This is a genomic window from Arthrobacter sp. TJ-240 (genome assembly GCF_058269195.1).
Genome location: NZ_JBZCNG010000003.1, coordinates 271,589 through 298,207, shown reverse-complemented (window position 1 = coordinate 298,207; position 26,619 = coordinate 271,589). Strand labels below are relative to the sequence as shown.

The 26,619-nt window shown below is 70.0% G+C and carries 25 protein-coding genes; 15 read left to right on the top strand and 10 right to left on the bottom strand.

Features of this window, described 5'->3' with window-relative positions:
* Positions 1 to 86: 86 nt before the first annotated feature.
* The 3 genes from AC4D2C_RS09690 to ccsB are packed head-to-tail and all read left to right on the top strand — an operon-like array spanning position 87 to position 3,608.
* Positions 87 to 803: a cytochrome c biogenesis CcdA family protein gene (locus AC4D2C_RS09690; protein WP_490914807.1), complete on the top strand. Its 717-nt coding sequence runs from the start codon at positions 87 to 89 to the stop codon at positions 801 to 803.
* A gap of 52 nt (positions 804 to 855) precedes the next feature.
* Complete coding sequence (gene resB / locus AC4D2C_RS09685) at positions 856 to 2,574, top strand: cytochrome c biogenesis protein ResB (protein ID WP_490914435.1); 1,719 nt, start codon at positions 856 to 858, stop codon at positions 2,572 to 2,574.
* Entirely contained in the window at positions 2,574 to 3,608 is a 1,035-nt protein-coding gene (ccsB, locus tag AC4D2C_RS09680; protein WP_490914434.1) for a c-type cytochrome biogenesis protein CcsB, read from the top strand. The genes resB and ccsB overlap by 1 nt, the downstream gene beginning before the upstream one ends.
* Before the next feature lie 289 nt (positions 3,609 to 3,897).
* Here ccsB and AC4D2C_RS09675 read toward each other — a convergent pair whose 3' ends face one another.
* On the bottom strand, positions 3,898 to 4,359 hold the full coding sequence (locus AC4D2C_RS09675) for a PLD nuclease N-terminal domain-containing protein (protein WP_490914433.1): 462 nt from the start codon (positions 4,357 to 4,359) through the stop codon (positions 3,898 to 3,900).
* A 30-nt stretch (positions 4,360 to 4,389) separates the two neighbouring features.
* On the opposite strand from AC4D2C_RS09675, the gene AC4D2C_RS09670 reads away from it, so the two are divergent.
* Positions 4,390 to 4,695, top strand: a complete 306-nt coding sequence (locus tag AC4D2C_RS09670) for a DUF4229 domain-containing protein (RefSeq protein WP_490914432.1) — start codon at positions 4,390 to 4,392, stop codon at positions 4,693 to 4,695.
* 21 nt (positions 4,696 to 4,716) lie between these two features.
* Here AC4D2C_RS09670 and AC4D2C_RS09665 read toward each other — a convergent pair whose 3' ends face one another.
* The 5 genes from AC4D2C_RS09665 to AC4D2C_RS09645 all read right to left on the bottom strand — a co-directional run bounded on the left by AC4D2C_RS09665 (position 4,717) and on the right by AC4D2C_RS09645 (position 9,156).
* The gene (locus AC4D2C_RS09665) at positions 4,717 to 5,601 is read right to left on the bottom strand and encodes a 1,4-dihydroxy-2-naphthoate polyprenyltransferase (protein WP_490914430.1); all 885 of its coding nucleotides are present in this window, start codon (positions 5,599 to 5,601) and stop codon (positions 4,717 to 4,719) included.
* 57 nt (positions 5,602 to 5,658) lie between these two features.
* A complete protein-coding gene (locus AC4D2C_RS09660; protein WP_490914429.1) occupies positions 5,659 to 6,789 on the bottom strand; it encodes an AMP-binding protein in 1,131 nt (376 codons plus the stop codon).
* 7 nt (positions 6,790 to 6,796) lie between these two features.
* Positions 6,797 to 7,750 carry a 1,4-dihydroxy-2-naphthoyl-CoA synthase gene (locus tag AC4D2C_RS09655; RefSeq protein ID WP_490906888.1) on the bottom strand — a complete coding sequence of 318 codons (954 nt, stop codon included), beginning with the start codon at positions 7,748 to 7,750 and terminating at the stop codon, positions 6,797 to 6,799.
* A 49-nt stretch (positions 7,751 to 7,799) separates the two neighbouring features.
* Positions 7,800 to 8,237, bottom strand: coding sequence for a VOC family protein (locus AC4D2C_RS09650; protein WP_490914427.1), 438 nt, complete (start codon positions 8,235 to 8,237; stop codon positions 7,800 to 7,802).
* Between the two features lie 178 nt (positions 8,238 to 8,415).
* Positions 8,416 to 9,156 carry a DUF4386 domain-containing protein gene (locus AC4D2C_RS09645; protein WP_490914425.1) on the bottom strand — a complete coding sequence of 247 codons (741 nt, stop codon included), beginning with the start codon at positions 9,154 to 9,156 and terminating at the stop codon, positions 8,416 to 8,418.
* Between the two features lie 107 nt (positions 9,157 to 9,263).
* Here AC4D2C_RS09645 and AC4D2C_RS09640 point away from each other — a divergent pair, with 107 nt between their 5' ends.
* Positions 9,264 to 9,944: a TetR/AcrR family transcriptional regulator C-terminal domain-containing protein gene (locus AC4D2C_RS09640; RefSeq protein ID WP_490914423.1), complete on the top strand. Its 681-nt coding sequence runs from the start codon at positions 9,264 to 9,266 to the stop codon at positions 9,942 to 9,944.
* 120 nt (positions 9,945 to 10,064) lie between these two features.
* Here AC4D2C_RS09640 and AC4D2C_RS09635 read toward each other — a convergent pair whose 3' ends face one another.
* Both AC4D2C_RS09635 and AC4D2C_RS09630 read right to left on the bottom strand, forming a co-directional pair.
* Entirely contained in the window at positions 10,065 to 10,946 is an 882-nt protein-coding gene (locus AC4D2C_RS09635) for an SGNH/GDSL hydrolase family protein (protein ID WP_490914421.1), read from the bottom strand.
* A complete protein-coding gene (locus tag AC4D2C_RS09630) occupies positions 10,943 to 11,374 on the bottom strand; it encodes a PaaI family thioesterase (protein ID WP_490914419.1) in 432 nt (143 codons plus the stop codon). Before AC4D2C_RS09630 ends, AC4D2C_RS09635 begins: the two co-directional genes overlap by 4 nt.
* A gap of 457 nt (positions 11,375 to 11,831) precedes the next feature.
* Here AC4D2C_RS09630 and AC4D2C_RS09625 point away from each other — a divergent pair, with 457 nt between their 5' ends.
* From AC4D2C_RS09625 to AC4D2C_RS09605, 5 genes are read left to right on the top strand one after another with little or no spacing between them, the layout of a single operon-like run.
* Positions 11,832 to 13,124 (top strand): ABC transporter substrate-binding protein, encoded by a 1,293-nt coding sequence (locus AC4D2C_RS09625; protein WP_490914417.1) that lies wholly within the window; start codon positions 11,832 to 11,834, stop codon positions 13,122 to 13,124.
* A gap of 3 nt (positions 13,125 to 13,127) precedes the next feature.
* Positions 13,128 to 14,117: a carbohydrate ABC transporter permease gene (locus AC4D2C_RS09620; RefSeq protein ID WP_490914415.1), complete on the top strand. Its 990-nt coding sequence runs from the start codon at positions 13,128 to 13,130 to the stop codon at positions 14,115 to 14,117.
* Entirely contained in the window at positions 14,114 to 15,028 is a 915-nt protein-coding gene (locus AC4D2C_RS09615) for a carbohydrate ABC transporter permease (RefSeq protein WP_490906897.1), read from the top strand. Before AC4D2C_RS09620 ends, AC4D2C_RS09615 begins: the two co-directional genes overlap by 4 nt.
* Positions 15,025 to 16,491: a GH1 family beta-glucosidase gene (locus tag AC4D2C_RS09610; protein ID WP_490914414.1), complete on the top strand. Its 1,467-nt coding sequence runs from the start codon at positions 15,025 to 15,027 to the stop codon at positions 16,489 to 16,491. Before AC4D2C_RS09615 ends, AC4D2C_RS09610 begins: the two co-directional genes overlap by 4 nt.
* A complete protein-coding gene (locus AC4D2C_RS09605; protein WP_490906899.1) occupies positions 16,491 to 17,570 on the top strand; it encodes a LacI family DNA-binding transcriptional regulator in 1,080 nt (359 codons plus the stop codon). Before AC4D2C_RS09610 ends, AC4D2C_RS09605 begins: the two co-directional genes overlap by 1 nt.
* On the opposite strand, the gene AC4D2C_RS09600 is transcribed toward AC4D2C_RS09605, so the two are convergent.
* Entirely contained in the window at positions 17,501 to 19,696 is a 2,196-nt protein-coding gene (locus tag AC4D2C_RS09600; RefSeq protein ID WP_490914412.1) for a S9 family peptidase, read from the bottom strand. The genes AC4D2C_RS09605 and AC4D2C_RS09600 overlap by 70 nt on opposite strands.
* 181 nt (positions 19,697 to 19,877) lie before the next feature.
* On the opposite strand from AC4D2C_RS09600, the gene AC4D2C_RS09595 reads away from it, so the two are divergent.
* The 4 genes from AC4D2C_RS09595 to paaZ are packed head-to-tail and all read left to right on the top strand — an operon-like array spanning position 19,878 to position 24,846.
* Positions 19,878 to 21,086: a thiolase family protein gene (locus AC4D2C_RS09595; protein ID WP_490914410.1), complete on the top strand. Its 1,209-nt coding sequence runs from the start codon at positions 19,878 to 19,880 to the stop codon at positions 21,084 to 21,086.
* Complete coding sequence (locus AC4D2C_RS09590) at positions 21,086 to 21,832, top strand: enoyl-CoA hydratase/isomerase family protein (protein ID WP_490914408.1); 747 nt, start codon at positions 21,086 to 21,088, stop codon at positions 21,830 to 21,832. The genes AC4D2C_RS09595 and AC4D2C_RS09590 overlap by 1 nt, the downstream gene beginning before the upstream one ends.
* The gene (locus tag AC4D2C_RS09585) at positions 21,829 to 22,704 is read left to right on the top strand and encodes a 3-hydroxyacyl-CoA dehydrogenase family protein (protein ID WP_490914407.1); all 876 of its coding nucleotides are present in this window, start codon (positions 21,829 to 21,831) and stop codon (positions 22,702 to 22,704) included. Before AC4D2C_RS09590 ends, AC4D2C_RS09585 begins: the two co-directional genes overlap by 4 nt.
* A gap of 54 nt (positions 22,705 to 22,758) precedes the next feature.
* Positions 22,759 to 24,846: a phenylacetic acid degradation bifunctional protein PaaZ gene (gene paaZ / locus AC4D2C_RS09580; protein WP_490914405.1), complete on the top strand. Its 2,088-nt coding sequence runs from the start codon at positions 22,759 to 22,761 to the stop codon at positions 24,844 to 24,846.
* Between the two features lie 61 nt (positions 24,847 to 24,907).
* On the opposite strand, the gene AC4D2C_RS09575 is transcribed toward paaZ, so the two are convergent.
* Positions 24,908 to 25,519, bottom strand: a complete 612-nt coding sequence (locus AC4D2C_RS09575; RefSeq protein ID WP_490914403.1) for a TetR/AcrR family transcriptional regulator — start codon at positions 25,517 to 25,519, stop codon at positions 24,908 to 24,910.
* A 119-nt stretch (positions 25,520 to 25,638) separates the two neighbouring features.
* Here AC4D2C_RS09575 and paaA point away from each other — a divergent pair, with 119 nt between their 5' ends.
* On the top strand, positions 25,639 to 26,619 hold the full coding sequence (gene paaA / locus AC4D2C_RS09570) for a 1,2-phenylacetyl-CoA epoxidase subunit PaaA (RefSeq protein ID WP_490914401.1): 981 nt from the start codon (positions 25,639 to 25,641) through the stop codon (positions 26,617 to 26,619).

Below are 26,619 nucleotides of genomic sequence, written 5' to 3'. Positions count from 1 at the left end.
CCCCGACCATCCTGTCGTCGGGCCTGCCGGCGTCCGTCCCGCTCGCCGCGGGGAACGGCTTCGCCGACGCCGTCCTCAACGGTTCCATGCTGCTCGCCCTGCCGGTGGCCCTGCTGGCAGGCCTCGTCTCCTTCGCCTCACCCTGCGTCCTGCCGCTGGTGCCCGGGTACCTCGGGTACGTCACGGGACTGACCGGGGTGGACCTCGAGAAGCAGAGGAGGGGGCGCATGGTCGCGGGGATCGGACTGTTCGTCCTCGGTTTCTCCGTGGTCTTCATGGCCTACGGCACGCTGTTCGGTCAGCTCGGCGCCTTCCTGCGCGTCTCCCAGGGGTGGCTCATCCAGGTGTCCGGCGTCGTCGTGATCCTCCTGGGGATCGTCTTCATGGGCGGCTTCTCCTGGTTCCAGCGTGAGAGCCGCGTGCACGCCAGGGTGCCTGCCGGCCTGCTGGGGGCACCCCTGCTCGGTGTCACCTTCGGCCTGGGCTGGGCGCCGTGCATCGGGCCCACCCTCGGCGCCGTTCAGCTGCTCGCCATCTCCGGCGACGATGCCACGGCCCTCAAGGGCGCCGTGCTCACGTTCGTCTACTGCATGGGGCTCGGGTTGCCGTTCGTGCTGATCGCGCTCGGGGTGCGCCGCGGCATGGGTGCGCTCGCGTTCTTCCGGAAGAACCGGCTGCTCCTGCAGCGGGCCGGGGGCGGGATGCTCGTGCTCGTCGGCGTCCTCATGGTGAGTGGCGTCTGGAACCTGCTCATCACGCAGCTGCAGGATCTGCTGATCGGGAACGTGGTCCTGCCGATATGACACGCAGCACCGCATCACGCCACGAGGGCTCGCGACCGATGGAAAGGGCACAGTGAAGCAGGACGTCTCGCAGGACACGAGGGACAGGGCGGGCGCCGCGCGCGCCGGGTCCGATGTCGTCCTGCCCTCGCTCGGGTTCCTCGGCACCCTGCGGTGGGCATGGACACAGCTGACGAGCATGCGGACCGCACTGTTCCTGCTCCTGCTTCTCGCCGTCGCGGCCGTGCCCGGTTCGCTGTTCCCGCAGCGGCCCGCGAATCCCGCCGTCGTCACGCAGTACCTCCAGGACAACCCCGACACCGGGCCCGTCCTCGACTGGTTCCAGCTCTTCGACGTATACTCGTCGGTCTGGTTCTCCGCGATCTACCTCCTGCTGTTCGTGTCGCTCATCGGCTGCGTGATCCCGCGTGCCATCGCCCACTTCAGGGCCGTCCGTTCGAAGCCCCCGCGGACGCCCAAGCGGCTCTCGCGCCTGCCCGTCTACGGCACGCTCGAGGTGCCCGCTCACCGCGCCCGGGACGCAGGGCTCACCCCCGCCGCCGCCGCCGAGCAGGCCGCCGCACTCCTGAAGAAGCGCGGGTACCGCGTGGACGTGCGCGACGCCGGGACGGAGCGTCCGTCCGTCGGTGCCGAGCGCGGCCTCGCCAAGGAGCTCGGCAACCTCGTGTTCCACACCTCCCTGATCGGTGTGCTGGTCTCGGTGGCCGTCGGCGGGCTCTTCGGCTACAACGGGCAGAAGGTCCTCGTCGAGGGCGACAGCTTCGTCAACACCCTGATCGGCTACGACAGCTTCAGCCCCGGCTCGAACTTCTCCGACGACCGGCTCACGCCGTACTCCCTCCGCCTCGACTCCTTCGACGTCCGCTTCGACCGCGAGCAGGAGAGCCACTACGGCCAGCCGCTCGACTTCACCGCCGCCGTCACCACGCAGGACGGCCCCGGCGAGGACGAGGAGCAGCAGGTCCTCAAGGTCAACGCACCGCTCACCATCGGCGGCACGAACGTGTACCTCGTGGGTAACGGCTATGCGCCCGTCGTGACCGTCCGCGACGGCGAGGGCAACATCGCGTCGCAGGGTCCCGTCGTCTCGGTCCCCTCCGACGCCCTCTACACCTCCCTGTTCGTCCTCAAGGCGCCGGACGCCAAGCCGGACCAGCTCGGCTTCGTGGGCTTCTTCCTCCCCACGGCGTTCGTCGACGAGGAGGGCGTGTCCTTCTCACGGGACCCGGACCCCTTCAATCCGCAGCTCAACCTCAACTCCTACTACGGGGACCTGGGGCTCGACGACGGCACCCCGGAGAACGTGTACGTCCTCGACACGGAGAACCTGACCGAGCTCAACAGCCGGAACAACGACGACGGCGGCATCGTGCTCGGCGTCGGCCAGACCTACGACCTGCCCGAGGGCAAGGGATCGGTCACGTTCGACGGGCTCAAGCGCTACATCGCCATGGACATCCACCACGACCCGGGTCAGGTGGGAGCCCTCGTGTTCTCGACCCTGGCCCTGCTCGGGCTGACGGCCTCCCTGTTCATCGGGCGCCGCAGGCTGTGGGTACGGACCGGGGAGCATCCGGACGGACGCATCATGCTGGAATACGGACTGCTGGCCCGCGGCGAGGACCCCCGGCTCCTCGCCGAGGGCAGGGCGGTCGAGAAACTGCTGGCGGACCACTGGTTGGTCCCGTCCGCACCCGCGGGGGACCATAGGGAGCAGGGGGCCGCGCAGCCGGCAGCCGGCTCTGCGCACCACGACGCAAAGGACATCTGATGCCACAACCAGTCAATGCCGAGCTCGGGCAGGTCAGTGAGCTCTTCATGCTCCTGGCCTCCATCGCCTACGTGGTGGCCCTGGTCTTCTTCGTGCTCGACCTCGTGAAGTCGAGCTCCACCATCGGCGCGCTCGAGTCGCGCCTCGCCGGCGAGAAGGCCGCTCCGGCCCGTGCCCTCGCCGGGGTCGGTGTGCGCGGGGCAGGGTCGTCGACGGCGGCCGTCCCCACCACACCGGCGACGGCCGACGACTCCATGGACTACGGTTCCGGCCCCCGGCGCGGACTGGCCCGCGTGGCCGTCTCGCTGACCGTCCTGGCCGCGGTGATCCACGGCGCCGCCGTCATCACGCGCGGCATCGCGGCGCACCGGGTGCCGTGGGGCAACATGTACGAGTTCTGCACCACAGGTGCATTCCTCGTCGCGCTCATCTTCCTCATCGCGCTCACGCGCAAGGACCTCCGATTCGTGGGCTCCTTCGTGGTGGGGCTCGTGGTCATCATGCTGTGCGCCGCCACCGTCGGGTTCCCGACGCCCGTCGCCCGCCTGATCCCGGCCCTGCAGAGCTACTGGCTGATCGTGCACGTCTCCATCGCGGTGGCGTCCTCGGCGCTCTTCACCATCACCTTCTCCATGTCGGTGCTGCAGCTCCTGCAGACCTCGCGCGAGGCCAAGCTCCTCGCCGGCAAGGCCGACACCGCCCGGTTCCTGCGCCTCGTGCCGTCCGCCCTGAGCCTGGAGAACCTGTCCTACCGCCTCAACGCCGTCGCGTTCGTCGGCTGGACCTTCACCCTGATGGCGGGCGCCATCTGGGCCGAGCAGGCCTGGGGCCGGTACTGGGGCTGGGACACCAAGGAGGTCTGGACCTTCGTGATCTGGACGGTCTACGCCGGGTACCTCCACGCCCGCGCGACGCGTGGCTGGACGGGCACGCGTGCGGCGTGGCTGTCGATCGTCGGGTACCTCTGCATCGTCTTCAACTTCACGATCGTGAACATCTACTTCTCGGGACTGCACAGCTACTCCGGCGTCTGATCGGGCGCCTTCCACGAGAGCCCCGCAGCATCCGCTGCGGGGCTCTCGTGTGTCCGGGACATGTGCTCGCCGCTCACGGAGCCGGGCGGCACACTCTGCAGGAACGACGATGCCCACCGAGCGGCGCGGTTCAGCGCTTCGGGACCACACCGCTCACGGAGCCGGGCGGCACACTCTGCAGGAACGACGATGCCCACCGAGCGGGCGGCTCGGTGGGCATGATCACCGCGGAGGGGCGCTCATGAGGGGCGGTCCTGAGGGGCGGTTCTGATGGGACGGGTACTTCCCGTCAGGGGTGGCGGGCTCCTGCGGAACCGGACCCGGCGTCGTCGTTGCCCTCGCCGTCGTGCTTGTCCTCACGGGCGGGGGAGTCCTTGCCGGTTTCGCGCGCTTTCCCGTCGCGCGCCTTCGCGTCGCGTTCCTTCTGCTCCTGCTCGCGCCGGCGCCTCTCCTCCTCGCGGGCCCGCTGCCAGCGCTGGGTCTCGAGGTTCTGGAGGAACGCGGGATCGTCGTCCGGGGCGGTGGGCTGGCGCGGCGAGGGGCGTCGCGGCCCGGACGGCCCCTGCTTGCGGGGGCGGCCGAACAGGAACCACATACCGGCGCCGATGATCGGCAGCAGGAGGATGGTGAGGAACCAGGCGGTCTTCGAGATGCTCCGCACTTCGTGTTTTCGGCTCATGACGCAATCGATCAGGGCATAGATGATGACGGCGACTGCCAGGATCGCGGCGAAGAGGAGGAGGCGGGGCATGCGCCAATTGTAGGCGAGTAAACTTGGAGCGTGGCCTTCCTCAAATTCACAGCACTGCGCCTGCTCCTGATCATCGTCTTCTACGTGGCGTGCGTACTGCTGGGCCTCGGACTGTTCCTCTCCGCGGTGGTCGCCGCGGTCCTCGCCTGGTGCGTGACCTACCTCTTCGCGCGGAACCTGCGCGACGCTGCTGCGGCCACGCTGCAGCGCCGGTTCACCCCGGGCGCCCCGCCCGTGCGGACGGCCGTGGAGGTCGACGACGCCGCCGCCGAGGATGCACTGGACCCCAACACCCCGGTGAACGCGGACCGCAAGCCCCGCGGCAACACGGCCTGATACGGACGCTGCGGCCTGGAGTTAGGCGAGGGCCGTCGTGACCACGATCCCGGCGGCGAAGAGGACGCTGAACGCCAGGTTGATCAGGCCGGTCTGCTTCAGGACGGGGATGAGGCTCTTGCGCTTCTTGCCCTTGAGCATGAGCCAGCTCGGCATCAGGCAGGCCGGCACGAGCAGCAGGACGAGCAGCACCCACGGGTAGTCGTAGCTGAGGAACAGCGGCAGCAGGACGGCGGCGGCGAGCATCATCACGTAGCTGATCCGAGCGGGGGTGTCCCCGAGCCGCACCGCGAGGGTCCGCTTGCCCACCGCGCTGTCCGTCGGGATGTCGCGCACGTTGTTGGCCATGAGCAGGGCCATCGCGATCAGGCCCGTGCTGACCGCACCGATCCACGCCGCCGCGCTCAGCCGGTCGGCCTGGGTGAAGGTGGTGCCCAGCGTTGCGACGAGCCCGAAGAACACGAAGACGAACAGGTCGCCCAGGCCCAGGTACCCGTAAGGGTTCTTGCCTCCGGTGTAGCCCCACGCGGCGGCGACGCAGCCCACGCCCACGAGCAGCAGCACCCACGCCTGCGACAGCAGGATCAGCGCGAGGCCCGCGAGGACGGCGAGACCGAAGCAGGCGAACGCCGCGTTCCTCACCTGCTGGGGCCGGGCCACCCCGGATCCGGTGAGTCGCAGCGGGCCCACGCGCTCGTCGTCCGTCCCACGGATGCCGTCCGAGTAGTCGTTGGCGTAGTTCACGCCCACCTGCAGCAGGACCGAGACGATCGCCGCGAGCACCGCGTTGAGCGGCTTGAACGAGCCCAGCCCGAACGCGGCCGCGCTCCCGATGATCACGGGGGCGAGGGCCATGGGCAGGGTGCGGGGGCGGGCTCCTTCAAGCCACTGTGCGGCAGTCGCCACGGGGAGGTCCTTGTCGTCGGGTCGTGCGGGAAGCGGGAAGCGGGGTGCCTGGAACGCCTAGGCGCGTTCGAGGAGCATGGAGATGGCGCGGCGGTCGGGCTTGCCGCCCGGCAGCAGGGGCAGGGCATCGAGGGAGACGATGGCTTTGGGGACGGCGTGTGCTCCCAGTTCGACGTGGACGGCCTGCTGGATGACCTCGGGGGCGACGTCACCCACCACCGCCGCAGCCACGGCCGTGCCCCATTCCTCACTGGAGATGCCGAGCACCAGAGCCTGCTCCACCCCGGCCAGTGCCTCGATGACGTCGGAGACCCTCGTCGCGGACACCTTCAGGCCGCCCGTGATGATGACGTCGTCCAGGCGCCCGTGCACGGTGACCGACCCGTCGGGTGCCACCTCGCCGGCGTCGTCGGTGACGAACCAGCGCTCACCGGAGTTGAAGACGAACTTCTCCCCGGTGAGGTCCGGTGCGCCGAAGTAGCCCTCGGCCAGCACGGATCCGCCGATCCGCAGGCGGCCGTCCACCGAGCGGAGTTCGACGCCGTCGAGGGGCGTGCCGTCGTAGACGCAGCCGCCGCAGGTCTCGCTCATGCCGTACGTCTCGACGATCTTCAGGTCGTGGCTGCGGGCGAGGGAGCGCAGCGACGCCCCGGCCGGAGCTCCGCCGAGGAGGATCCCGTCGAACCGGCGCAGGACGCGGAGGGTCCCCGGCGACGGATCGGCCAGCAGCCGGTGGAGCTGTGTCGGGACCAGCGAGGTGAACCGGACCCGGTCGGTCAGTTCTCCCGCGGCACTGGTGAAGGCCTCCGGCGTGAAGCCGGCGGTCGTGTCCATCACCCACGGCTGCGTACCGGCGAACAGGGACCGCACGAGCACCTGGAAGCCGGCGACGTAATGCACGGGGAGCGTCAGCAGCCACTGCCCCTCGGCCTTGAGGGCGAAGGCGGTACCCATGGCGGACGCGGCCAGGGCGTCGACGCTGAGCATCGTCTGCTTCGGCACGCCCGTGGAACCGGACGTGCTGATCACCGCTGCGATCTCGTCGTTCGGCAGTGTGCCGTCGAAAGTCTGGTCCGGCCGAACATGAGGTGCGACCGCGGGGCCCTCGCCCGCGAGGGCCGCGGCGAGGGGTTTCAGCAGCCCGAGGGGGTCGAAGCCATCGGGGGTGTGGACGGGCAGGAGTTCCACGCCGCTCCTAGAAGTAGTAGGGGAACGGGGACCAGTCGGGAGCCCGCTTCTCGAGGAACGCCTCCTTGCCCTCCACCGCCTCGTCCGTCATGTATGCCATGCGGGTAGCCTCGCCCGCGAACACCTGCTGACCCGCCAGGCCGTCGTCGGGGAGGTTGAAGGCGAACTTGAGCATGCGGATGGCCTGCGGGCTCTGGCGGGCGATGTCCGCGGCATATGCGAGCGCGGTCTCCTCGAGGACCGCGTGGTCCACGGCCTCGTTCACCGCGCCCATCTCCACCATGTCCTGCGCGGAATACTCGCGTGCCAGGAAGAAGATCTCCCGCGCCTTCTTCTGGCCGATCTGCCGGGCCAGGAGGGCTGAGCCGTAGCCGGCATCGAAGCTGCCCACGGTGGCATCGGTCTGCTTGAACCGGCCGTGCTGTGCGGAGGCGACGGTCAGGTCCGCGACCACGTGGAGGCTGTGCCCGCCTCCGGCCGCCCAGCCGTTGACGACGGCGATGACGACCTTGGGCATGGTGCGGATGAGCCGCTGGACCTCGAGGATGTGGAGGCGGCCGGCACGCGCCGGGTCGATGGTCTCGGTCGTCTCGCCCCCGGCATACCGGTAGCCGTCGCGGCCGCGGATGCGCTGGTCCCCGCCGGAGCAGAAGGAGTGGCCGCCGTCGCGGGGGCTCGGGCCGTTGCCGGTGAGCAGGACGGTGGCGACGTCGGGAGACATGCGGGCGTGGTCGAGCGCCCGATAGAGCTCGTCGACGGTGCCCGGGCGGAACGCGTTGCGTACCTCGGGTCGGTCGAAGGCGATGCGCACTGTGGGGAGGTCGCGGACCACGGCGCCTGCGGCGTCGCGTTCCACCGCCCGGTGGTACGTCAGGTCCGTGAAGTCCTCGAATCCCGTCACGACCCGCCAGCGGGTCGGGTCGAAGATGTCGGATACCTTGGCGGGAAGCTCTGAAGTCACCCGTCGAGTCTAGCCGCGCGGCAGCGGGCGGCGGCTCCGGTGGCCGCGGTCACGCGATGCAGAACTCGTTGCCCTCCGGGTCGAGCATGACGTACCACGTGAGGGGACCCTGTGAGTGCCGCTCCACGTAGCGGGCGCCCCTCGCCTCGAGCCGTGCACGCTGTTCGTCCCGGTCCGAGCCGGCGAGGTCGATGTCGATATGCATGCGGTTCTTCACGGTCTTCGGTTCAGGGACCGGCTGGAAGAGCATGCGCTCGCGGCCCGGTCGCCCCACGTCGTCCGCACGGCAGATCGCCGTGCCGTCCTTCCAGACACGCCTGCCGTGGCGCTCGATCACGTCCGACGCACGGGCATGGCCCTCGGCGATCATCCTGTCGAGGAATGCCTCGTCGGTAGGCTCCACCACCCAGTCGAGGGTCTCCGCCCACCAGTCCGCCTGGGCGTGTGGATCCTTGCAGTCGACCGAGATCTGGATGGAGAAGGGCATGGCGACAGGGTAGGGCCCACGGCGCGGTTCCGGAAGATCCGGGAGGCGGCGTACTGCGTCCGGGGCGCGTGGCACCGGAACCGGTCGGCCTGCCCTGCCCCGGGGACCGCGGCCGACGTGTCTCCCGGGTGCGTCCGAGATGCAGTCAGGGTGCTCCCCGGGGCGCCTGCGGGTACCGTCACGGCGCGAGGTGCGATGCCGTTGCCGTTCCAGCGGGACCCTTGGCGCCCTCGACGCCCTCGGGGCCCTTCCGCCGGAACCCCACGAACGCGAGGTAGATCCCGAGCGATGCCTCCCAGGCGATCTCCGGGAGTGTGGCCAACCCGGACCAGACCGATGTCTGTTCGTAGGCGCCGAAGAGCACGGCGATCCCGGAGGCAGACATGAGGGGCCCTCCGATGAGGCCCAGCAGCGCCATGCGACGAGGCACGAGGCCCGACCGGTACAGGAGGAACCCGAGCAGCAGACCGTTCCCGATCCCGACGACGAAGCCGGGGCCGAGGAGGAACGTCCAGTCATGGAGAGCAACGAGGGCGCGGGCCACGGGCAGGTAGGACTCGCTGTCCCCGCCGTCCCCCTGGGCTGCGGACCGGCGGAGGGTGACGACGGTCAGCATGCCGAGCGTTCCGACGACGATGAGGGCGCACTCCATGATCCGCGCGGCGACGTAGCCGAGGGCCGCCGCCTCGTGGTGGCTCCGGAGCACGGGGAAGAGGACGATCGCCGTGCCGATGTTCGTGATGACCAGCACGATCTCGCACACGACGCCGAGGAGGATACGGACATCAGCCCCCGGTCCGCCGACGTAACCGGGATCGGTGAGCGCCGGCGCGTAGAGCACGGCACCCGCGATCGCCGAGATGAACGTGAGGAGGAAGAAGATCCCGGCTATGCGGGCAGTCCTGTCGTCGGATGTCATGATGCTCCTGTCGGCTTGATGTGTACGTCGTACACCTGGGAGATGACCGTAGGTGTATCACGTACACTTTGTCAACGGTCCGGTCCGTATCAGGGGAAGGAGCAGTCGTGGCCCAGCAGGAGGAGCCCGGGCGGCGCCGCCTCAATCGGCAGGTTGTGCTGCGCGCAGGCATCGAGCTCGCCGACGACGTGGGGATCGACGGCTTCACGATGCGCACGCTCGCCCAGGGCCTCGGAGTGGTCCCCATGGCGCTCTACAAACACGTCGCGAACAAGCAGGACCTGCTCGACGGGATGGTGGACATCGTCTGGGGCGAGGTGACCGAGCCGGGCGCCGAACGGGGCTGGAAGCGGGCCATGCGCGAGCGCGCCGTCTCCCTGCGTGCCGCGCTCACCCGCCATCGCTGGGCCATCGGCCTGATGGAGGCCCACGGCCCGCCGGGACCGGAGAACCTGCGGCAGCACAACGCGATGATGGGGTGCCTGCGCGAGAGCGGTTTCTCCTTCCGGTCCACCGTCCACGTCACCTCCGTCCTGGACGCCTACGTGTACGGCTTCGCCCTGCAGCAGAAGACCCTGTCGTTCGAGACGCCGGAGGAGTCCGCCGAGGTGGCTGCCGCGACACGGGAGGGGCAGGTCTCCGAGGCCGCGGAGCTGTACCCCTACCTGATGGAGGTGGTCGTCGAACTGGCGCGGTCCGGCTACGACTACGACGAGGAGTTCGCCGTAGGGCTGGACGTACTTCTGGACGGGATCGATGTGCTGCGGGAGTCGTGGCGCGCGGTCTGAGTCCGCGTCGACACGTCGGCGGCCCCGCCGGCCGAGGTCACGTGATGCAGAACTCGCTGCCCTCCGGGTCGAGCATGGCGCGCCACGTGAGGAGCCCCGTAAGCGCCGCTCGCGGCCCTGTCACCGGGGTGCCTGGCACCGGAGCCGGTCGAGGTCCACGGTGCCGCGCACCGCGGAGTAGTACCCGTCCCGGTAGCCCTCGGCCGTGGGGTGCAGGTTGTCGATCGCATCGGCCCGGAGGGTGATCCACGGCGAGGGGGAGCCGAGGCCGTGACCTTCGAAGGCCGGCACGAGATCGACGAACACGAAACCGGCGGCCTCGGCGCGCTCCCGGACCACGGCGTTGAGTTCGTCCGTGCCGGCGTTGAACGCCTCCTGCGAGGCCAAAGGAATGACCTCGTTGCCGAACGCTGGGGAGAAGAGGTGCGGGTACCCGGTGACGAGGACGGTGGCATCCGGTGCCGCGGCACGGATGTCTCCGTGGAGCGCGTCCAGAGCTCCTGCCAGCACGGGAAGCGACGTCCTGTTGCGCGCGGCGATCACCTCCGAGCAGACCGCCGGAGGCTGCGAGGCGCACACCGCTGCCACCTCACCGAAGCCCGCGTCGTTCCCGCCGGCCGAGATGCTCACCAGATCGGTGTCGGCGGACAGGGCGCCGCCGGCGACGACCTGCGCGACCTGCTCGGGCAGGTCGCGAGGGCCGCCGGCTTCGCCCGGGTCCGTGGTGACCCTCGCGCCGGCGCACGTGGCATCCGCGATCAGGTCCACCTGTTCCCTGTCGTCGAGCAGGCCGGGCAGGCCGAGCGGGGACCGGCCGCAGTCGTCGGAGTAGGACCCGGCACCGAATCCGGAGGCATAGGAGTCGCCGAGCGCCACGTAGGACAGCGCGTCCCGCGGCGGTGCTGCGGCGGGGCCGGCGGCACCACCGAGCATCGGGGTCGCGCCGAGAGCGACGACGGCGAGGAGGGCTGCGCGGAACCCGGATGGCCAGTGCCTGCTCATCCCTCCACGCTACCGGCCGGGATGGGCCTGTCGAGGAGCAGATTGGTGATGCGAAGGGTGCAGAGGCGCTGCCCCACCTCGTTGGTGAGCAGCACCTCGTGGGTGGTCAGGGTGCGGCCCAGGTGGATGGGCGTCGCCGTGATGGTCACCGTGCCCTCACGGGCACCCCTGTGGTGTGTTGCGGAGACATCCACTCCGACGGCGGTCTTCCCGAGCGTCGAGGCATGGATCACGGCCGCCCACGAACCGACGGCCTCGCCGACCGCCAGGGAGGCGCCACCGTGGAGGAGGCCGAAGGACTGGCGGTTGCCGGCCACCGGCATGGTGGCCACCACGCGCTCGACCGACTGCTCCACGATCCGGACGCCCATCTTCTCGTCGAGTTCCCCGAGAACGATGGTCCAGGGGGAGGAGGGTTCTTGCGTCATCGGAACTGGTTCTCCTGGCTCGGGAAGCGGGGCATGCGCCACTCTAGCGGCGTGCCGGGAGCGGCGAAGAGTGCCAATCGGGTAACGATCCGATCACGCGACGCGATCGGCTCGGCCCCTGACCTGCAACGATGCAGGTTAGGTCAGGAATCAGCCGGCCGTGGAAGCGCTCCCACTTGACAGTGCCGTGCGTCACAGTCAGGATGGTGCGACAGCGTGAGAGCGCTCCCACCGGGTCTGATCTCCCGGTCGGATCCCGGTCTCGGTCTGCAGTACCCACTCGCACCGGCGGTGGGTTCCGGGTGCTCCCGGAACCTGCCGCCGCCACTCCAGTCCTGGACCGGGCCCGATCGACGGGCCCCGGCCCGTGTCCCGTCCGGACGCCGAGCCCCGGGAAGAACCACCCTGAACCCGCTGCACCCGGCGGTGGGATCCAACCCTGACAAAGGAGTCATCCGTGCACAGCAGAGCACGTATCACCGCACTGTCCGCCACGGCGGCATGCCTCGCCCTGGCCCTCACCGCCTGCGGATCCGGCGGTTCGGACAACGCCGGCGTCGAAGGCGAGACCGGCACCGAGGACGTCACCCTGTCCGTCGGTACGTTCAACGAATTCGGCTACGAGGAGCTCTTCACCGAATACGAGGAGCTCAACCCCAACGTCACCATCGAACACAAGAAGGCCGCGACCTCGAACGAGGCCCGCGACAACCTCACCACGAGGCTCGCCGCCGGCTCCGGACTGTCCGACATCGAGGGCATCGAGGTCGACTGGCTGCCCGAGCTGCTCGAGTACCCCGACCAGTTCGCCGACCTCAGCGACCCCGCCGTCGAGGGACGCTGGCTCGACTGGAAGACCGCCGCCGCCACCACCGAGGACGGCCAGCTGATCGGTTACGGCACGGACGCCGGACCCCAGGGCGTCTGCTACCGCGCCGACCTGTTCGAGAAGGCCGGGCTCCCCAGCGACCGTGAGTCCGTCGCGGAGATGCTCGACGGATCGTGGCAGGACTACTTCGACGCGGGCAAGAAGTTCGTCGCCGCGAGCGGCGGCACGGCCTGGTTCGACTCCGCCGGAGCCACCTACCAGGGCATGATCAACCAGGTCCAGAACGCGTACGAGGACAACGACGGCGCGCTCATCGCCACCGAGAATCCCGACGTCAAGGACATCTACGAGCAGGTCCTGCAGGCCTCCGTCACCGACGGTCTCTCCGCGCACCTCACGCAGTGGGAGGACGACTGGGTGGCCAGCTTCCAGTCCGACGCGTTCGCGACCAAGCTCTGCCCGGGCTGGATGCTCGGCGTCATCGAGGGCAACGCCGAGGGCGTCGAGGGCTGGGACATCGCCGATGTCTTCCCCGGCGGCGGCGGCAACTGGGGCGGGTCCTACCTGACCGTCCCCACGCAGGGCGCCAACCAGGCCGAGGCCAAGAAGCTCGCCGAGTGGCTCACCGCCCCGGAGCAGCAGATCAAGGCCTTCGAGTCCAAGGGCACCTTCCCCAGCCAGGTCGACGCGCTGGAGAGCGACGCACTCCTGGGCCAGACCAACGCGTTCTTCAACGACGCCCCGACCGGTGAGATCCTCGCCAACCGGGCCACCGCCGTCGAGGTCACGCCGTTCAAGGGTCCCAAGTACTTCGCCGTCAACGACGCCATGCAGCAGGCCCTCACCCGTGTCGACGTCGACAAGACCGACGACCCCGCCTCCTCCTGGGAGAAGTTCGTCACCGCTGTAGGCGCTCTGTAGCCCATGGCCGTCACGGACCGGGTCCAAACCCCACCCCCCAACACGAACCAGCGTGCCTCACGTGACAAGAGTGTGAAGCGACTCGCCTTCTCCCAGAAGGTGTCGAAGTGGGACGTCAAGCTGTCCCCGTATATCTACATCTCGCCGTTCTTCGTGCTCTTCGCGATCACGGGCCTGTTCCCCCTGGCCTACACGGCATGGGTCTCGCTCCACTCCTGGAACCTCATCGGGGGCCAGGGCAAGTTCACGGGACTCGAGAACTACGAGTTCGTCCTCGCGCAGCCGTTCTTCTGGAACGCGGTAGGCAATACGTTCAGCATCTTCCTCCTCTCGTCCGTCCCCCAGGTCGTCCTCGCCATCGCCATCGCGGCGGTGCTCGATGCGAACCTCCGGGCCAAGACGTTCTGGCGGATGGGCGTCCTCGTACCGTTCGTGGTGGCCCCCGTGGCCGTTGGGTTGATCTTCAACAACCTCTTCGCTGATCAGGCAGGCCTGTTCAACGAGCTGTTGACGGGGATAGGGCTGGACCCGGTCCGCTGGCACTCCGACTCGCTCGCGAGTCACACGGCGATCGCCACCATGGTGAACTTCCGCTGGACGGGCTACAACGCCCTGATCTTCCTCGCCGCCATGCAGGCCATCCCCAGGGACGTCTACGAGGCGGCGACGATCGACGGCGCCGGGCGTCTCCGCCAGTTCTTCTCGGTGACCGTGCCGATGCTCCGCCCCACCATCATCTTCGTGGTGATCACTGCGACGATCGGTGGCCTCCAGATCTTCGACGAGGCACGCGTGTTCGACCAGGCGGGCCTCGGCGGCGCCGACCGCCAGTGGCAGACGCTCACCATGTACATCTGGGAGCTCGGCTGGGGTCAGCGCAACTTCGGCAGGGCCTCGGCCGTCGCCTGGCTGCTGTTCCTCATCATCGTCATCATCGCGATGGCCAACTTCCTCATCACCCGCCGCATCGCCACCCAGGGAGGCCGACGATGAGCTCCATCCCCATGATCGAACAGACTGCGGGCAAGGGGGCCGCCCGTGCGGCCCAGCGGGGCCTCGGCTCCCGGCGCCGCGGCGCCACCGGCGGCACGATGCGGCGTCCCGGATTCCTGACCTATGGGTTCCTGGGAGCCGTGATCCTCGGCTCGGTGTTCCCCCTCTGGTGGTCGTTCCTGGTGGGAAGTCACGACAGCTCGGTCATCAGCAAGGGTGTGCCCCTGGTGCCGGGTGGCAACTTCTTCGCCAACGCGGCCAGTGTGCTGGACACGATCCCGTTCTGGAAGGCGCTCGGCAACAGCATCATCGTCTCCACCGTCACGGCGGTGTCCGTGGTCCTGTTCTCCACCCTCGCCGGGTTCGCGTTCGCGAAGCTCCGCTTCCGCGGCAGCAAGGGCCTCCTGGTGTTCGTGATCGCCACCATGGCGGTCCCCACCCAGCTCGGCGTGGTGCCGCTGTTCATCGTCATGGCGAAGCTCGGCTGGACCGGGTCGCTCTGGGCGGTGATCATCCCCGGCGTCGTCACGGCCTTCGGGGTGTTCTGGATGACGCAGTACCTGAGGGACGCGCTGCCGGACGAGCTCATCGAGGCCGTCCGGATCGACGGCGCGTCGATGATCCAGGCGTTCTGGTACGTGGGCCTCCCGGCCGCTCGGCCGGCCGCGGCGATGCTCGCCCTGTTCACGTTCGTCGCCACGTGGACCAACTTCTTCTGGCCGTTCATCGTGCTGGATCCGTCCAACCCCACCCTCCCGGTGGCACTGCAGCTGCTCCAGGCCGCGCACTTCGTCGACTACTCGATCGTGCTCGCCGGAGCGGTGCTCTCCACCATCCCCCTGCTGCTGCTCTTCGCGGTGGCGGGACGTCAACTCGTATCAGGAATCATGCAAGGAGCAGTCAAAGGATGAGCAGCACCGAGATCACCTTTCCCGAGGGTTTCCTCTGGGGTGCGGCGACCGCCGCGTACCAGATCGAGGGCGGGGCGCAGGAGGGCGGCAGGGGGCCGTCCATCTGGGACACCTTCGCCCGTGTCCCGGGAGCGGTGGCGGATGCGCACAACGGCGACGTCGCGTGCGACCACTACCACCGGTCGGCGGACGATGTCGCGCTGATGAAGAGCCTCAACCTGCAGGCGTACCGCTTCTCGACGTCGTGGTCCCGCTGCATGGCGGACGGCGTCACGCCGAACCCCGAGGGCATCCGCTTCTACTCCGGGCTCGTCGACCGGCTCCTCGAGGCCGGCATCAAGCCGTGGCTCACCCTGTACCACTGGGACCTGCCGCAGGCCCTCGAGGACAAGGGTGGCTGGACCAACCGCGACACCGCGTACCGGTTCGCCGAGTACGCCGCCGTCATGCACGAGGCCCTGGGCGACCGCGTCCGGATCTGGACCACCCTGAACGAGCCCTGGTGCGCGGCGTTCCTCGGCTACGCGGCCGGCGTGCACGCTCCCGGACGGCAGGAGCCGACGGCGGCCCTCGCAGCCGCCCACCACCTGCTGCTCGGGCACGGGCTCGCCACGCAGGAGCTGCGCCGGCGCGACGCCGACGTGACGCTCGGCATCACGCTGAACCTGACCGTGCCGGATCCCGTGGACTCGAACAGCGAGGAGGACCGCGACGCCGCACGCCGCATCGACGGGCAGTTCAACCGCATCTTCCTCGACCCGGTGCTGCGCGGAGCCTACCCGGAGGACGTGCTCCGCGATGTCGAGCACCTGGGCCTGGCAGAGTACATCCGTGACGGCGACCTCGAGATCATCGGGACCCCGATCGATGTGCTGGGCGTGAACTACTACCACGGCGAGGCCGTCACCAAGTCCCCGTCGGGTGAGGCTGCGCCGCAGGAGGGCCACGCGCCCCTCGAGCGTCCCGTCTCCTCGCCCTACGTCGCTGCACACGGCGTGCGCTCCGTGCCGCGCGGCCTGCCCGTCACCGCCATGGGCTGGGAGGTGCAGCCCGACGGCCTCCGCCGCCTCCTCAACCGGCTGCAGGACGAGTACACGGGCCCGGCGGGTATCCCGATCTACATCACGGAGAACGGCGCCGCCTACAACGACAGCCCCGACGACTCCGGCTTCGTGGACGACCAGGACCGCCTCGGCTTCTTCGACGTCCACGTGCGGGCGATGAAGGACGCGATCGACGACGGCGTGGACCTGCGCGGCTACCTCGCGTGGTCCCTCATGGACAACTTCGAGTGGGCCTGGGGCTACCACCAGCGCTTCGGCCTCGTGCGGGTGGACTACGAGACGCAGGAGCGCACCCCGAAGGCGAGCGCCCTCTGGTACGCGCGCCTGGCAGCCTCCAACACGGTGCCGGACGCCTCGTCGCCGGACGCCGAGAGGGCCGGTGTCGTATTGTCGAGGTGATGAAGGCCTCCCCGCCCCGACCGCTGCGTCAGGTCACCGCACGCTCGAGCCCCACGCTCGAGGACCTCGCCGTGGCCGCCGGGGTATCACGGTCCACCGCCTCCCGCGCCATCAACGGCGGTGAGCGTGTCAGCCCCGAGGCCCAGGCAGCGGTGGACCGTGCGGTCGTCGACCTCGGGTACATCCCGAACCGGGCGGCCCGCAGCCTGGTGACCCGCAGGACGTCCTCGATCGCGCTGGTCATCCCGGAGCCGGACGTCCGCGTCATGATGGATCCCTTCTTCGCCGTCGTCATCACCGGCATCACGGAGGCGCTCCGGGAGACCGACGTGCAGCTGGTGCTGCTGATGTCGAGGACCGAGGACGACTCGTCCCGCACCCTGCGCTACCTGCGCGGGGGGCACGTGGACGGGGCGATCGTGGTCTCGCACCACAAGGCCGACTCGTGGGCGAGGTCGCTCGCGGAGACGGGTCTTCCCACCATCTTCATCGGACGGCCGTGGGACACGACCTTCGACGTGACGTATGTGGATACCGACAACGTGGGCGGCGGGCGCCTGGCTGCCCAGCACCTCGCGGGCATCGGCCGGCGCCGCCTCGCCACGGTGGCCGGGCCCGCCGACATGACCGCCGCCGTCGACCGCCTGCGCGGCTGGAAGGCGGGCCTGGCCGAGGCCGGACTGCCCGAGGGGCCCGTGGTCCACGCCGACTTCACCACGGACGGGGCAGCCGCGGCGGCTCGCCGGCTGCTGGCCGAGGACCCCGACATCGACGGCATCTTCGCGGCCTCGGACCTCATGGCGCTCGGCGTGCTGGAGGCGCTCCACGCCGCCGGCAGGACGGTGCCCGGCGACATCGCGCTCATGGGCTACGACAACCATGCCGTCGCCGAGACGGCCGCCACGCCGCTCACCACGATCACGCAGCCCATGGTCGAGATGGCCGTGAAGGCGGGGACGATGCTCCTCGAGGAGATCGAGGCTCCGGGTTCGCACCCGGAGCCCGTCATCTACTCCACGGAGCTCGTGGAACGCGCCAGCACCTCCGCGGCCCCCACCGCGTCCGCGACGAACGCGTAGTCCCAGGCGACGTCGCGCCAGCGGGAGTAGCGGCCGCTCGCGCCGCCGTGGCCGCCGTCCATCTCGGTCTTGAGCACGATCGGTTCGGTGCCGGTCGCCGTCTCGCGCAGCCGTGCGACCCACTTCGCGGGCTCCACGTAGAGCACCCGGGTGTCGTTGTAGCTCGTGACGGCGGCGATCCGGGGGTAGGCCACGGGCCGCACGTTCTCGTAGGGCGTGTACTCCTTCATGTAGCGGTACACGGCCGGGTCGGTGATCGGGTTGCCCCACTCCTCCCACTCGAGTGCCGAGAGCGGCAGGTCGGGGTCGAGGATGGTGGTGAGGGCGTCCACGAAGGGGACCTGCGCCACGATCGCCCGGTACTTCTCCGGCGCCAGGTTCGCGACGGCGCCCATGAGCAGGCCGCCCGCCGATCCGCCCATCGCGGCGATCCGTGCGGGGTCGACCCACCCCGACCCGCCGAGGTACGTGGTGGCGTCGACGAAGTCCGTGAAGGTGTTCTTCTTGGCGAGCTTCTTGCCCTGTTCGTACCAGCCACGGCCCATCTCGCCGCCGCCGCGGATGTGCGCCGTGACGAAGACGATGCCGCGGTCCAGGAGGGAGAGCCGCGCGACCGAGAAGGCCGGGTCCATGCTGACCTCGTAGCTGCCGTACGCGTAGATCACCGCGGGGTTGGTGCCGTCCTGGGCGAGGTCGGCCCGGCGGATCACGGACAGCGGGATCAGCGTCCCGTCGGCGGCCGGTGCCCACTGGCGCTCGGCGACGTACGCGGCGGGATCGTAACCTCCGCGGACCTCGGTCTCCTTGCGCAGTTCCAGCGAGCCGTCCTCGAGCACGTAGTCGTAGACCCGCGGCGGCGTGAGGTACGAGGTGTAGGACAGGCGGATGATCGGGGAGTCGAACTCGGCATTGGCGAGGGCGCTCGTGAAGAGCTCCTCGTCGAAGTCGGGTTCGGCGGGCAGGCCCTGGTCCGCGGTGCCGAGACCGGCCAGCGGGAGGACCTGGACGCGCTCGATGGTGTCCTTGCGGACGGAGAGCACCAGATGGGTCCGCGTGATGGAGAGGCCTTCGACCCGGACGGCGTCGTCGTGGGGGATGACCGTCGTCCACTGCTGCTCGGCGAGGGGCCGGGAGAACTCGTCCGCCGCGACGAGGCTCACCATGGAGTTCTTGGCGTCGCGGTCGTGGGTCAGGAGGTAGTGCGGTACGCCGTCGACGGGAACGGGCTCGGCGTCGTACAGGATGCGCTCGTCCCGGGAGATCAGCAGCGTGAGCCCGGCCTCGGGGTGCTCGAGGTCGAGTACCCGGTACTCGCTGTACTCCGAGCAGCCGATGCTGATGAGGAGCTGCGTGCGGTCGGCCGACACCTCGAAGCCCGTCCACATGGCGACGTCGTCCTCCTGGTAGACGACGACGTCGTCGGCCACGGGCGTGCCGAGGGTGTGGGAGCGCACCTGGTAGGGGCGCCAGGAGTCGTCGACGACGGTGTAGTAGACGCGACTGCCGTCGGGGGAGAAGGACAGCCCGTAGAAGACGCCGGGGATCTCGTCGGGCAGCAGCTCGCCCGTCGTGAGGTCCTTGATGCGCAGCGTGAAGCGCTCGTCGCCCGCGTTGTCCTCGCAGTACGCGAGCCGCGTGCCGTCCTCCGTCACGGAGAGGCCGCCCAGGGAGAAGAACGGCTTGCCCTCGGCGAGCTCGTTGCCGTCGAGCATGACCTGCTCGCCCGGCACCGGCCGGCCGGGGACCACCTCGGGCGGTGTCCAGTCACGGCCCAGGTCGCCCGTGTCCTCCGCGGCCACGCGGCACTGGATCCCGTACTGCTTCCCCTCCTCGGTCCGCGAGTAGTACCACCAGCCCTTCTTGCGGGCGGGGACGGAGAGGTCGGTCTCCTGGGTGCGGTCCTTGATCTCGTTGAAGATGGCCTCGCGCAGCGGTTCCTGGTGCCGGGTCACGGCCTCCGTGTACTCGTTCTCGCGCTCGAGGTACCCGATCAGCTCGGGGTCCTCCTTCTCGCGCATCCACTCGTAGGGATCCACGAAGGTGTCGCCGTGGTGGGTGCGCTCGTGCGGCACCTTCCTGGCCGGGGGAGGAACAGGGACTTGGAGCGCGGTGGCGTCGACGGTCATGGTTCCCATCTTGCCACTGCCGCTCCGGGCGTCCGCGGCGGCGCAGGAGCGGTGGTGCGGGGCGCCCTGGTTGACCGTGCCGAACCGGCATGCAATTCTGGAGCGGGCCTTTACAGAACGAACGTTCGGTAATTCGTCCGCAGAGCGACATGCTGGACCTGAGACGACGAGGGAGACGATCATGGCCGAGGCTTTCCTGGTGGGCGGTGTCCGCACGCCGGTGGGCCGGTACGGCGGGGCGCTCTCGGGCGTGCGGCCGGACGACCTCGCGGCGCTCGTGCTCGACGCCGTCGTGCAGCGCGCGGGCCTGGACCCGGCCGTCGTGGACGAGGTGATCCTCGGCAACGCGAACGGCGCCGGCGAGGAGAACCGGAACGTCGCGCGCCTCGCCGCGCTGCTCGCGGGCTTCCCCGACAGCGTCCCCGGCATCACCGTCAACCGCCTCTGCGCCTCCGGGCTCTCGGCGATCATCATGGCCTCGCACATGGTGAGGTCCGGGGCCGCGGACATCGTCGTCGCGGGCGGCGTCGAGTCGATGAGCCGCGCACCCTGGGTCATGGAGAAACCGGATCGGGCCTTCGCCAGGCCCGGGGCCGTACTGGACACCTCGATCGGCTGGCGCTTCACCAACCCGAAGCTCGCCGCGCGGGACAAGGCCACGTACTCCATGCCCGAGACCGCCGAGGAGCTCGCCGCCCTGGACCGCATCACGCGCGACGACGCCGACGCGTTCGCGCTCCGCTCCCACCAGCGGGCGCTCGCGGCCATCGAGGCCGGACGCTTCACCGACGAGATCGTGCCCGTCCAGGTCAACCGCGGGAAGACGTCGACGTCCGTGGACACCGACGAGGGCCCGCGCGCCGACACGACCCTCGACGTCCTCGCGGGACTCCGTCCCGTGGTCCGCCCGGACGGGATCGTCACGGCCGGCAACTCGAGCTCCCTCAACGACGGCGCCTCCGCCGTCATCGTCGCCTCGGAAGCCGCCCTCGCACGGTACGGCCTGACCCCGCGCGCCCGCATCCTCGACGGCGCCTCCGCGGGCGTGCCGCCGGAGATCATGGGCATCGGTCCCGTGCCCGCCACGCAGAAAGTCCTCGAGCGTACCGGTCTCGCCGTCTCCGACCTCGGCGCCGTCGAACTCAACGAGGCCTTCGCCACGCAGTCGCTCGCCTGCATCCGGCGGCTTGGGCTCGACGAGAGCATCGTGAACCGCGACGGCGGAGCGATCGCCCTCGGCCACCCCCTCGGCTCCTCGGGCGCGCGCATCGCCGTGACCCTGCTCGGGCGCATGGAGCGCGAACTCACCGGAGCGTCCCGGCGGCTCGGCCTCGCGACGATGTGCGTCGGCGTAGGCCAGGGCACCGCGATGCTCGTCGAGGCCGTCTGATGCCGTCGTCGCTGAAGCTCACCGAGGGCGCCGGCTCGAATGTCCTCGTCGTCGAACTGCACCGTCCCGAGGTGCGCAACGCGATCGACCGCGGGATGGTCGACGAGCTGCACGCCGTCTGCGCGGACCTCGAGCGGACACCGCGCATCCTCGTCCTCGCCGGGTCCGACGGCGTCTTCGCCTCGGGCGCCGATATCGCCGAACTGCGCGCGCGCCGGCGCGACGACGCCCTGGCGGGTATCAACTCGACGCTCTTCGCCCGCATCGCAGCCCTGCCCATGCCCGTCATCGCGGCTCTCGACGGCTACGCGCTCGGCGGCGGTGCCGAACTCGCGTTCGCCGCCGATTTCCGGCTCGGAACGCCCCGGCTGAGGATCGGCAACCCCGAGACCGGCCTCGGCATCCTCCCGGCCGCCGGTGCCACCTGGCGGCTGAAGGAGCTGGTGGGGGAGCCGCTCGCGAAGGAGATCCTCCTCGCCGGGCGCGTCCTCACCGCAGAGGAAGCCCTGGACGCCCGGCTCATCACCGAGATCCACGCACCGGAGGACCTCCTGCAGGCGGCCCACGCTCTCGCGGACCGCATCGGCCGACAGGATCCCCTGGCCGTGCGGATCACCAAGAGCGTGTTCCACGCACCGAGGGAAGCGCACCCTGTGATCGACCAGCTCGCGCAGGCCGTGCTCTTCGAGTCGGACGCCAAGTTCGACCGCATGCAGCAGTTCCTGGACCGGAGGAAGAGCTCATGAGTGCCGTGCCGGCACGCGTCGGCGTCCTCGGCGGCGGCCGGATGGGCGCGGGGATCGCGCATGCGTTCTGCCTCGCAGGGTCGGACGTCGTCGTCGTCGAACGCGACGACGACGCGGCGGAGGCGGGCCTCGCCCGCGTCACACAGGCCCTCGCGCGCAGCGTGGACCGCGGCACGACGGCGGAACCGCCGGCCGAGCTGACCCGCCGCGTGGCGGTGTCCACGGACTACGCGTCGTTCGCCTCCCGCGGTCTCGTCGTCGAGGCGGTGCCGGAGGACCTCGGACTCAAGCGGCAGGCGCTGCGGGCGGTCGAGGACGTCCTCGACGACGGCGCATGGCTCGCGACGAACACCTCGTCCCTCTCGGTCGACGTGCTCGCCGACGTCCTGCGACGCCCCGACCGGTTCTGCGGCCTTCACTTCTTCAACCCCGTGCCGGCGTCGACCCTGATCGAGGTGGTGCTCGGAGCCCGGACGTCCGGGGAGCTCGAGGCCGCCGCGCGGTCCTGGGCGACCGCGCTCGGCAAGACACCCGTCGTCGTGCGCGATTCTCCCGGCTTCGCGAGTTCCAGGCTGGGCGTCGCCATCGCCCTGGAGGCCATGCGCATGCTCGAGGAGGGCGTGGCGAGCGCGGAGGACATCGACGCCGCGATGGTCCTCGGCTACAAGCACCCGGTCGGGCCGCTCCGCACCACCGACATCGTGGGCCTCGACGTCCGGCTCGGCATCGCGGACTACCTCACCTCGACCCTCGGGCCGCGCTTCACCCCGCCGGCGATCCTGCGCGAGAAGGTGGCCCGCGGCCATCTCGGACGCAAGACCGGGCGCGGCTTCTTCGCGTGGGACGATGCCCCACCGTCGTCCGCGTCATGACCCGGCCACACCGCGACACCCATCCCCAGCAGCACCAGTGAAAGGCGAGCGGACATGACCACCGCCCCGGAACGAGTACAGATCGACGTCGTCCCCAGCTTCATCGAGGATGCCTGGTGGACGCCGGACCGCACCGCTGCGGACGGCGACGGCACCGTGGTCCGTGACGCCAGTACCGGCGAGGAGCTCGCTGTCGTCAGCACGGTCGGCATCGACACGGCCGCCGCCGTCCGGTTCGCCCGCGGCACCGGCCAGGCCGAACTCGGACGCTTCACCTTTCACGAGCGCGCCCTGAAGCTCAAGGAGCTCGCGCAGTACCTGAACGCGCACCGCGAACCCCTGTACGAGCTGTCGGCGAAGACCGGTGCCACGAAGGTCGACTCCATGGTGGACATCGACGGCGGCATCGGCGTGCTCTTCACGTTCGGGTCGAAGGGGCGCCGCGAGCTGCCGAACTCCCACGTGATCGTCGACGGTCCGCCCGAGGTGCTCTCGAAGGACGGCTCCTTCCTCGGCACGCACATCCACACGCGCATCCCCGGCGTCGCCGTCCAGATCAACGCCTTCAACTTCCCCGTCTGGGGCATGCTCGAGAAGCTGGCCCCCGCCTTCCTCGCCGGCGTACCGACCATCGTGAAGCCCGCGACGCCCACGGGCTTCCTGACGGCCGCCGTCGTGAAGCTCATCGTCGGTTCCGCGATCCTGCCGGCGGGTTCGCTGCAGCTCATCTCCGGTCCGGCGCGTGACGTCCTCGACCACCTCGACTACCGGGACCTCGTGTCCTTCACGGGCTCCGCGTCCACCGCCGACCTCCTCAAGGCACATCCGTCCGTGGCGCGCGGCGGGGTGCGCTTCACGTGCGAGACCGACTCCCTCAATGCCGCGATCCTCGGTCCCGACGCCGTCCCCGGCACACCCGAGTTCGATGCGTTCGTGAAGTCCCTCGTCACGGAGATGACGGTCAAGGCCGGCCAGAAGTGCACGAGTATCCGCCGGTCCATCGTGCCCGAGGCGCTCGTCGACGACGTCGTGCTGGCCGCGGGTGAGCGGATCCGCTCGCGGGTGACCCTGGGCGACCCGCGGGCCGATGGCGTCACGATGGGTGCGCTCGCCTCGCTCGCGCAGCTCGAGGGCGTGCAGGACGCCGTCCGGGAGCTGATCGCCGGAGGCGCATCCGTGGCGTTCGGCTCGCTCGACGCCCCCGACGTCGTGCTCGCGGACAACACCCACGGCAAGGCACCGGGAGGTGCCTTCATGGAGCCCGTGCTGCTCACCTGGAAGGACGTCGAGGCCGGCGCGCTGCACTCGGTTGAGGCCTTCGGCCCGGTCGCGTCCGTCATCGGCTACGACGACCTCCCGCATGCCGTCCGCCTCGCAGCCCTCGGCTCGGGTTCCCTGGTAGCCACGGTCTGCACGAACGACCCGGCGGTGGCGCAGGACCTCGTGCTGGGCATCGCGGCGCACCACGGCCGCGTCCTGATCCTCAACCGTGAGGACGCCCGGACCTCCACGGGGCACGGCTCGCCCGTGCCGCACCTCGTGCACGGCGGACCGGGGCGTGCGGGCGGCGGCGAGGAGCTCGGTGGCATGCGCTCGGTGCTGCACCACATGCAGCGCACCGCGGTGCAGGGGTCCCCGAACATGCTCACCAGCATCACGGGGGAGTGGCACGCCGGCGCGGACCGACGGTTCGACGCCGTCCATCCGTTCCGCAAGGACCTCGCCACGCTGCGCATCGGCGATGCCGTCCGCTCCGGACTGCGGCAGGTGACGCTGGAGGATATCAGTGCGTTCGCCGAGACCACCGGCGACACCTTCTACGCCCACACCGACGAGGCGGCGGCCGCTGCCAATCCCTTCTTCCCGGGCATCGTGGCCCACGGCTATCTCCTGCTCTCCTGGGGGGCCGGTCTCTTCGTGGACCCCGCGCCGGGACCGGTGCTGGCGAACTACGGTCTGGAGAACCTGCGGTTCGTCACGCCGGTCGCCGCCGGTGATTCGATCCGCGTGACGCTGACGGCCAAGCGGATCACGCCGCGGGAGACGGACGAGTACGGCGAGGTGGCCTGGGACGCCGTCCTGTACAACCAGGACGACGAGATCGTGGCGACCTACGACGTCCTGACCCTCGTGGAGAAGTAGCGCCCGCGCAGGTCCCGGCCGGAGGGCCCCGCCGTCCGGTCAGGGCCGGTGGGAAGGGGCATCAGCGGCGGTGGAGCCCGTCGAACACCATGACGATGACGTCGTCGGCCAGTTTCCCGGCCGTCAGCGGTCCGCCCGGCCGGTACCACTCGACGATCGAGTTGATGGTGCCGAAGATCAGGCGCGTGGTGGTGCGGGGGTCGATGTCGCTGCGGATGGAACCCTCGTGGCGCGCGGCGTCCACCAGCGCGGCCACCTCGCGGTCGAACGTGCGCCGGCGCTCGAGTGCCTCACGCTCCACCTCCGTGTTGCCCCGCAGCCGCAGGAGCAGCGTGACGAAAGGGAGCCGTTCGGTCAGCACCGCGATGGTCCCGCGCAGCACGAACTCCAGGCGCGTGTCCGCGGCGCCGGCGGCCGCCCCGGGGGCGGAGAGCACCGCCTCGAGCCCGCCGAGCGCGTGATCGAGGGCCAGCCGCAGCAGGTCGCCCTTCGAGGGGACGTGGTGGTAGATGGCCGACTTGCTGATGCCGAGCTCCTCGGCCAGCATCCCCATCGACGTCGCCTCGTAGCCGTGACGGTTGAAGGCAGTGACCGCGACGGCGAGGACCGACTGCTGATCGTAGCCCGGGCGCCCGCGGCGGGTGGGGGGCGGTGTGGGCTCGGCAACGGTCATGCTGTTATTTTTGCACGACCGTTCGGTCGGCCGGCCGTTGACCCTCCCCGGAAGCCCTCCCTATACTGAACGAACGGTCGGTAAATAAACCGGAGGCCGAGACGAGGGAGCCAGGCACCATGACGACGACAGTGACGACCACGGAGGGCCGTGCGGACCACGACGCCGACGGCGAGCGGCTCTTCGACGAACTCATCGCCCGGGACTCCCGGATCGAGCCCCGCGACTGGATGCCGGCGGACTACCGCAGGGCGCTGACCCGCCAGATCTCCCAGCATGCGCACTCCGAGATCATCGGCATGCAGCCCGAGGCCAACTGGATCACGCGGGCGCCGTCCCTCAAGCGCAAGGCCGTCCTCATGGCCAAGGTGCAGGACGAGGCGGGCCACGGCCTGTACCTCTACTCGGCCGCGGAGACCCTCGGAACGCCCCGCGACAGGATGACCGAGGACCTGATCGCCGGCAAGGCCCGCTACTCGAGCATCTTCAACTACCCCGTCCTGACGTGGGCGGACATCGGTGCGATCGGCTGGCTCGTCGACGGCGCCGCGATCTGCAACCAGGTGCCGCTCTGCCGTGCCTCCTACGGACCCTACGGGCGCGCGATGGTCCGCATCTGCAAGGAGGAGTCCTTCCATCAGCGGCAGGGCTTTGAGATCCTGCTCGAGCTCGCCAGCGGCACCCCCGAGCAGCGCGCCATGGCGCAGGACGCCGTGGACCGCTGGTACGCGCCGTCGCTCATGATGTTCGGCCCGCCGGACGAGGAGTCGCCGAACTCGCAGAAGTCGATGGAGTGGAAGATCAAGCGCTTCTCGAACGACGAGCTGCGCTCGCGCTTCGTCGGCATGGTGGTCGAGCAGATCAGGGTCCTCGGACTCGAGCTGCCGGACGAGGACGTCCGCTACGACGAGGAGACCGGACGCTGGAAGCACGGGCCGCTGGACTGGAACGAGTTCAAGGAGGTCCTCGCCGGCCGCGGCCCCTGCAACGCGCAGCGCATCGAGCGGCGTCGTGAGGCCCACGAGGAGGGCGCCTGGGTGCGCGAGGCCGCGGCAGCCTACGCCGCGAAGCGTGCCGTCGCGACGGCGAAGGCGGCCTAG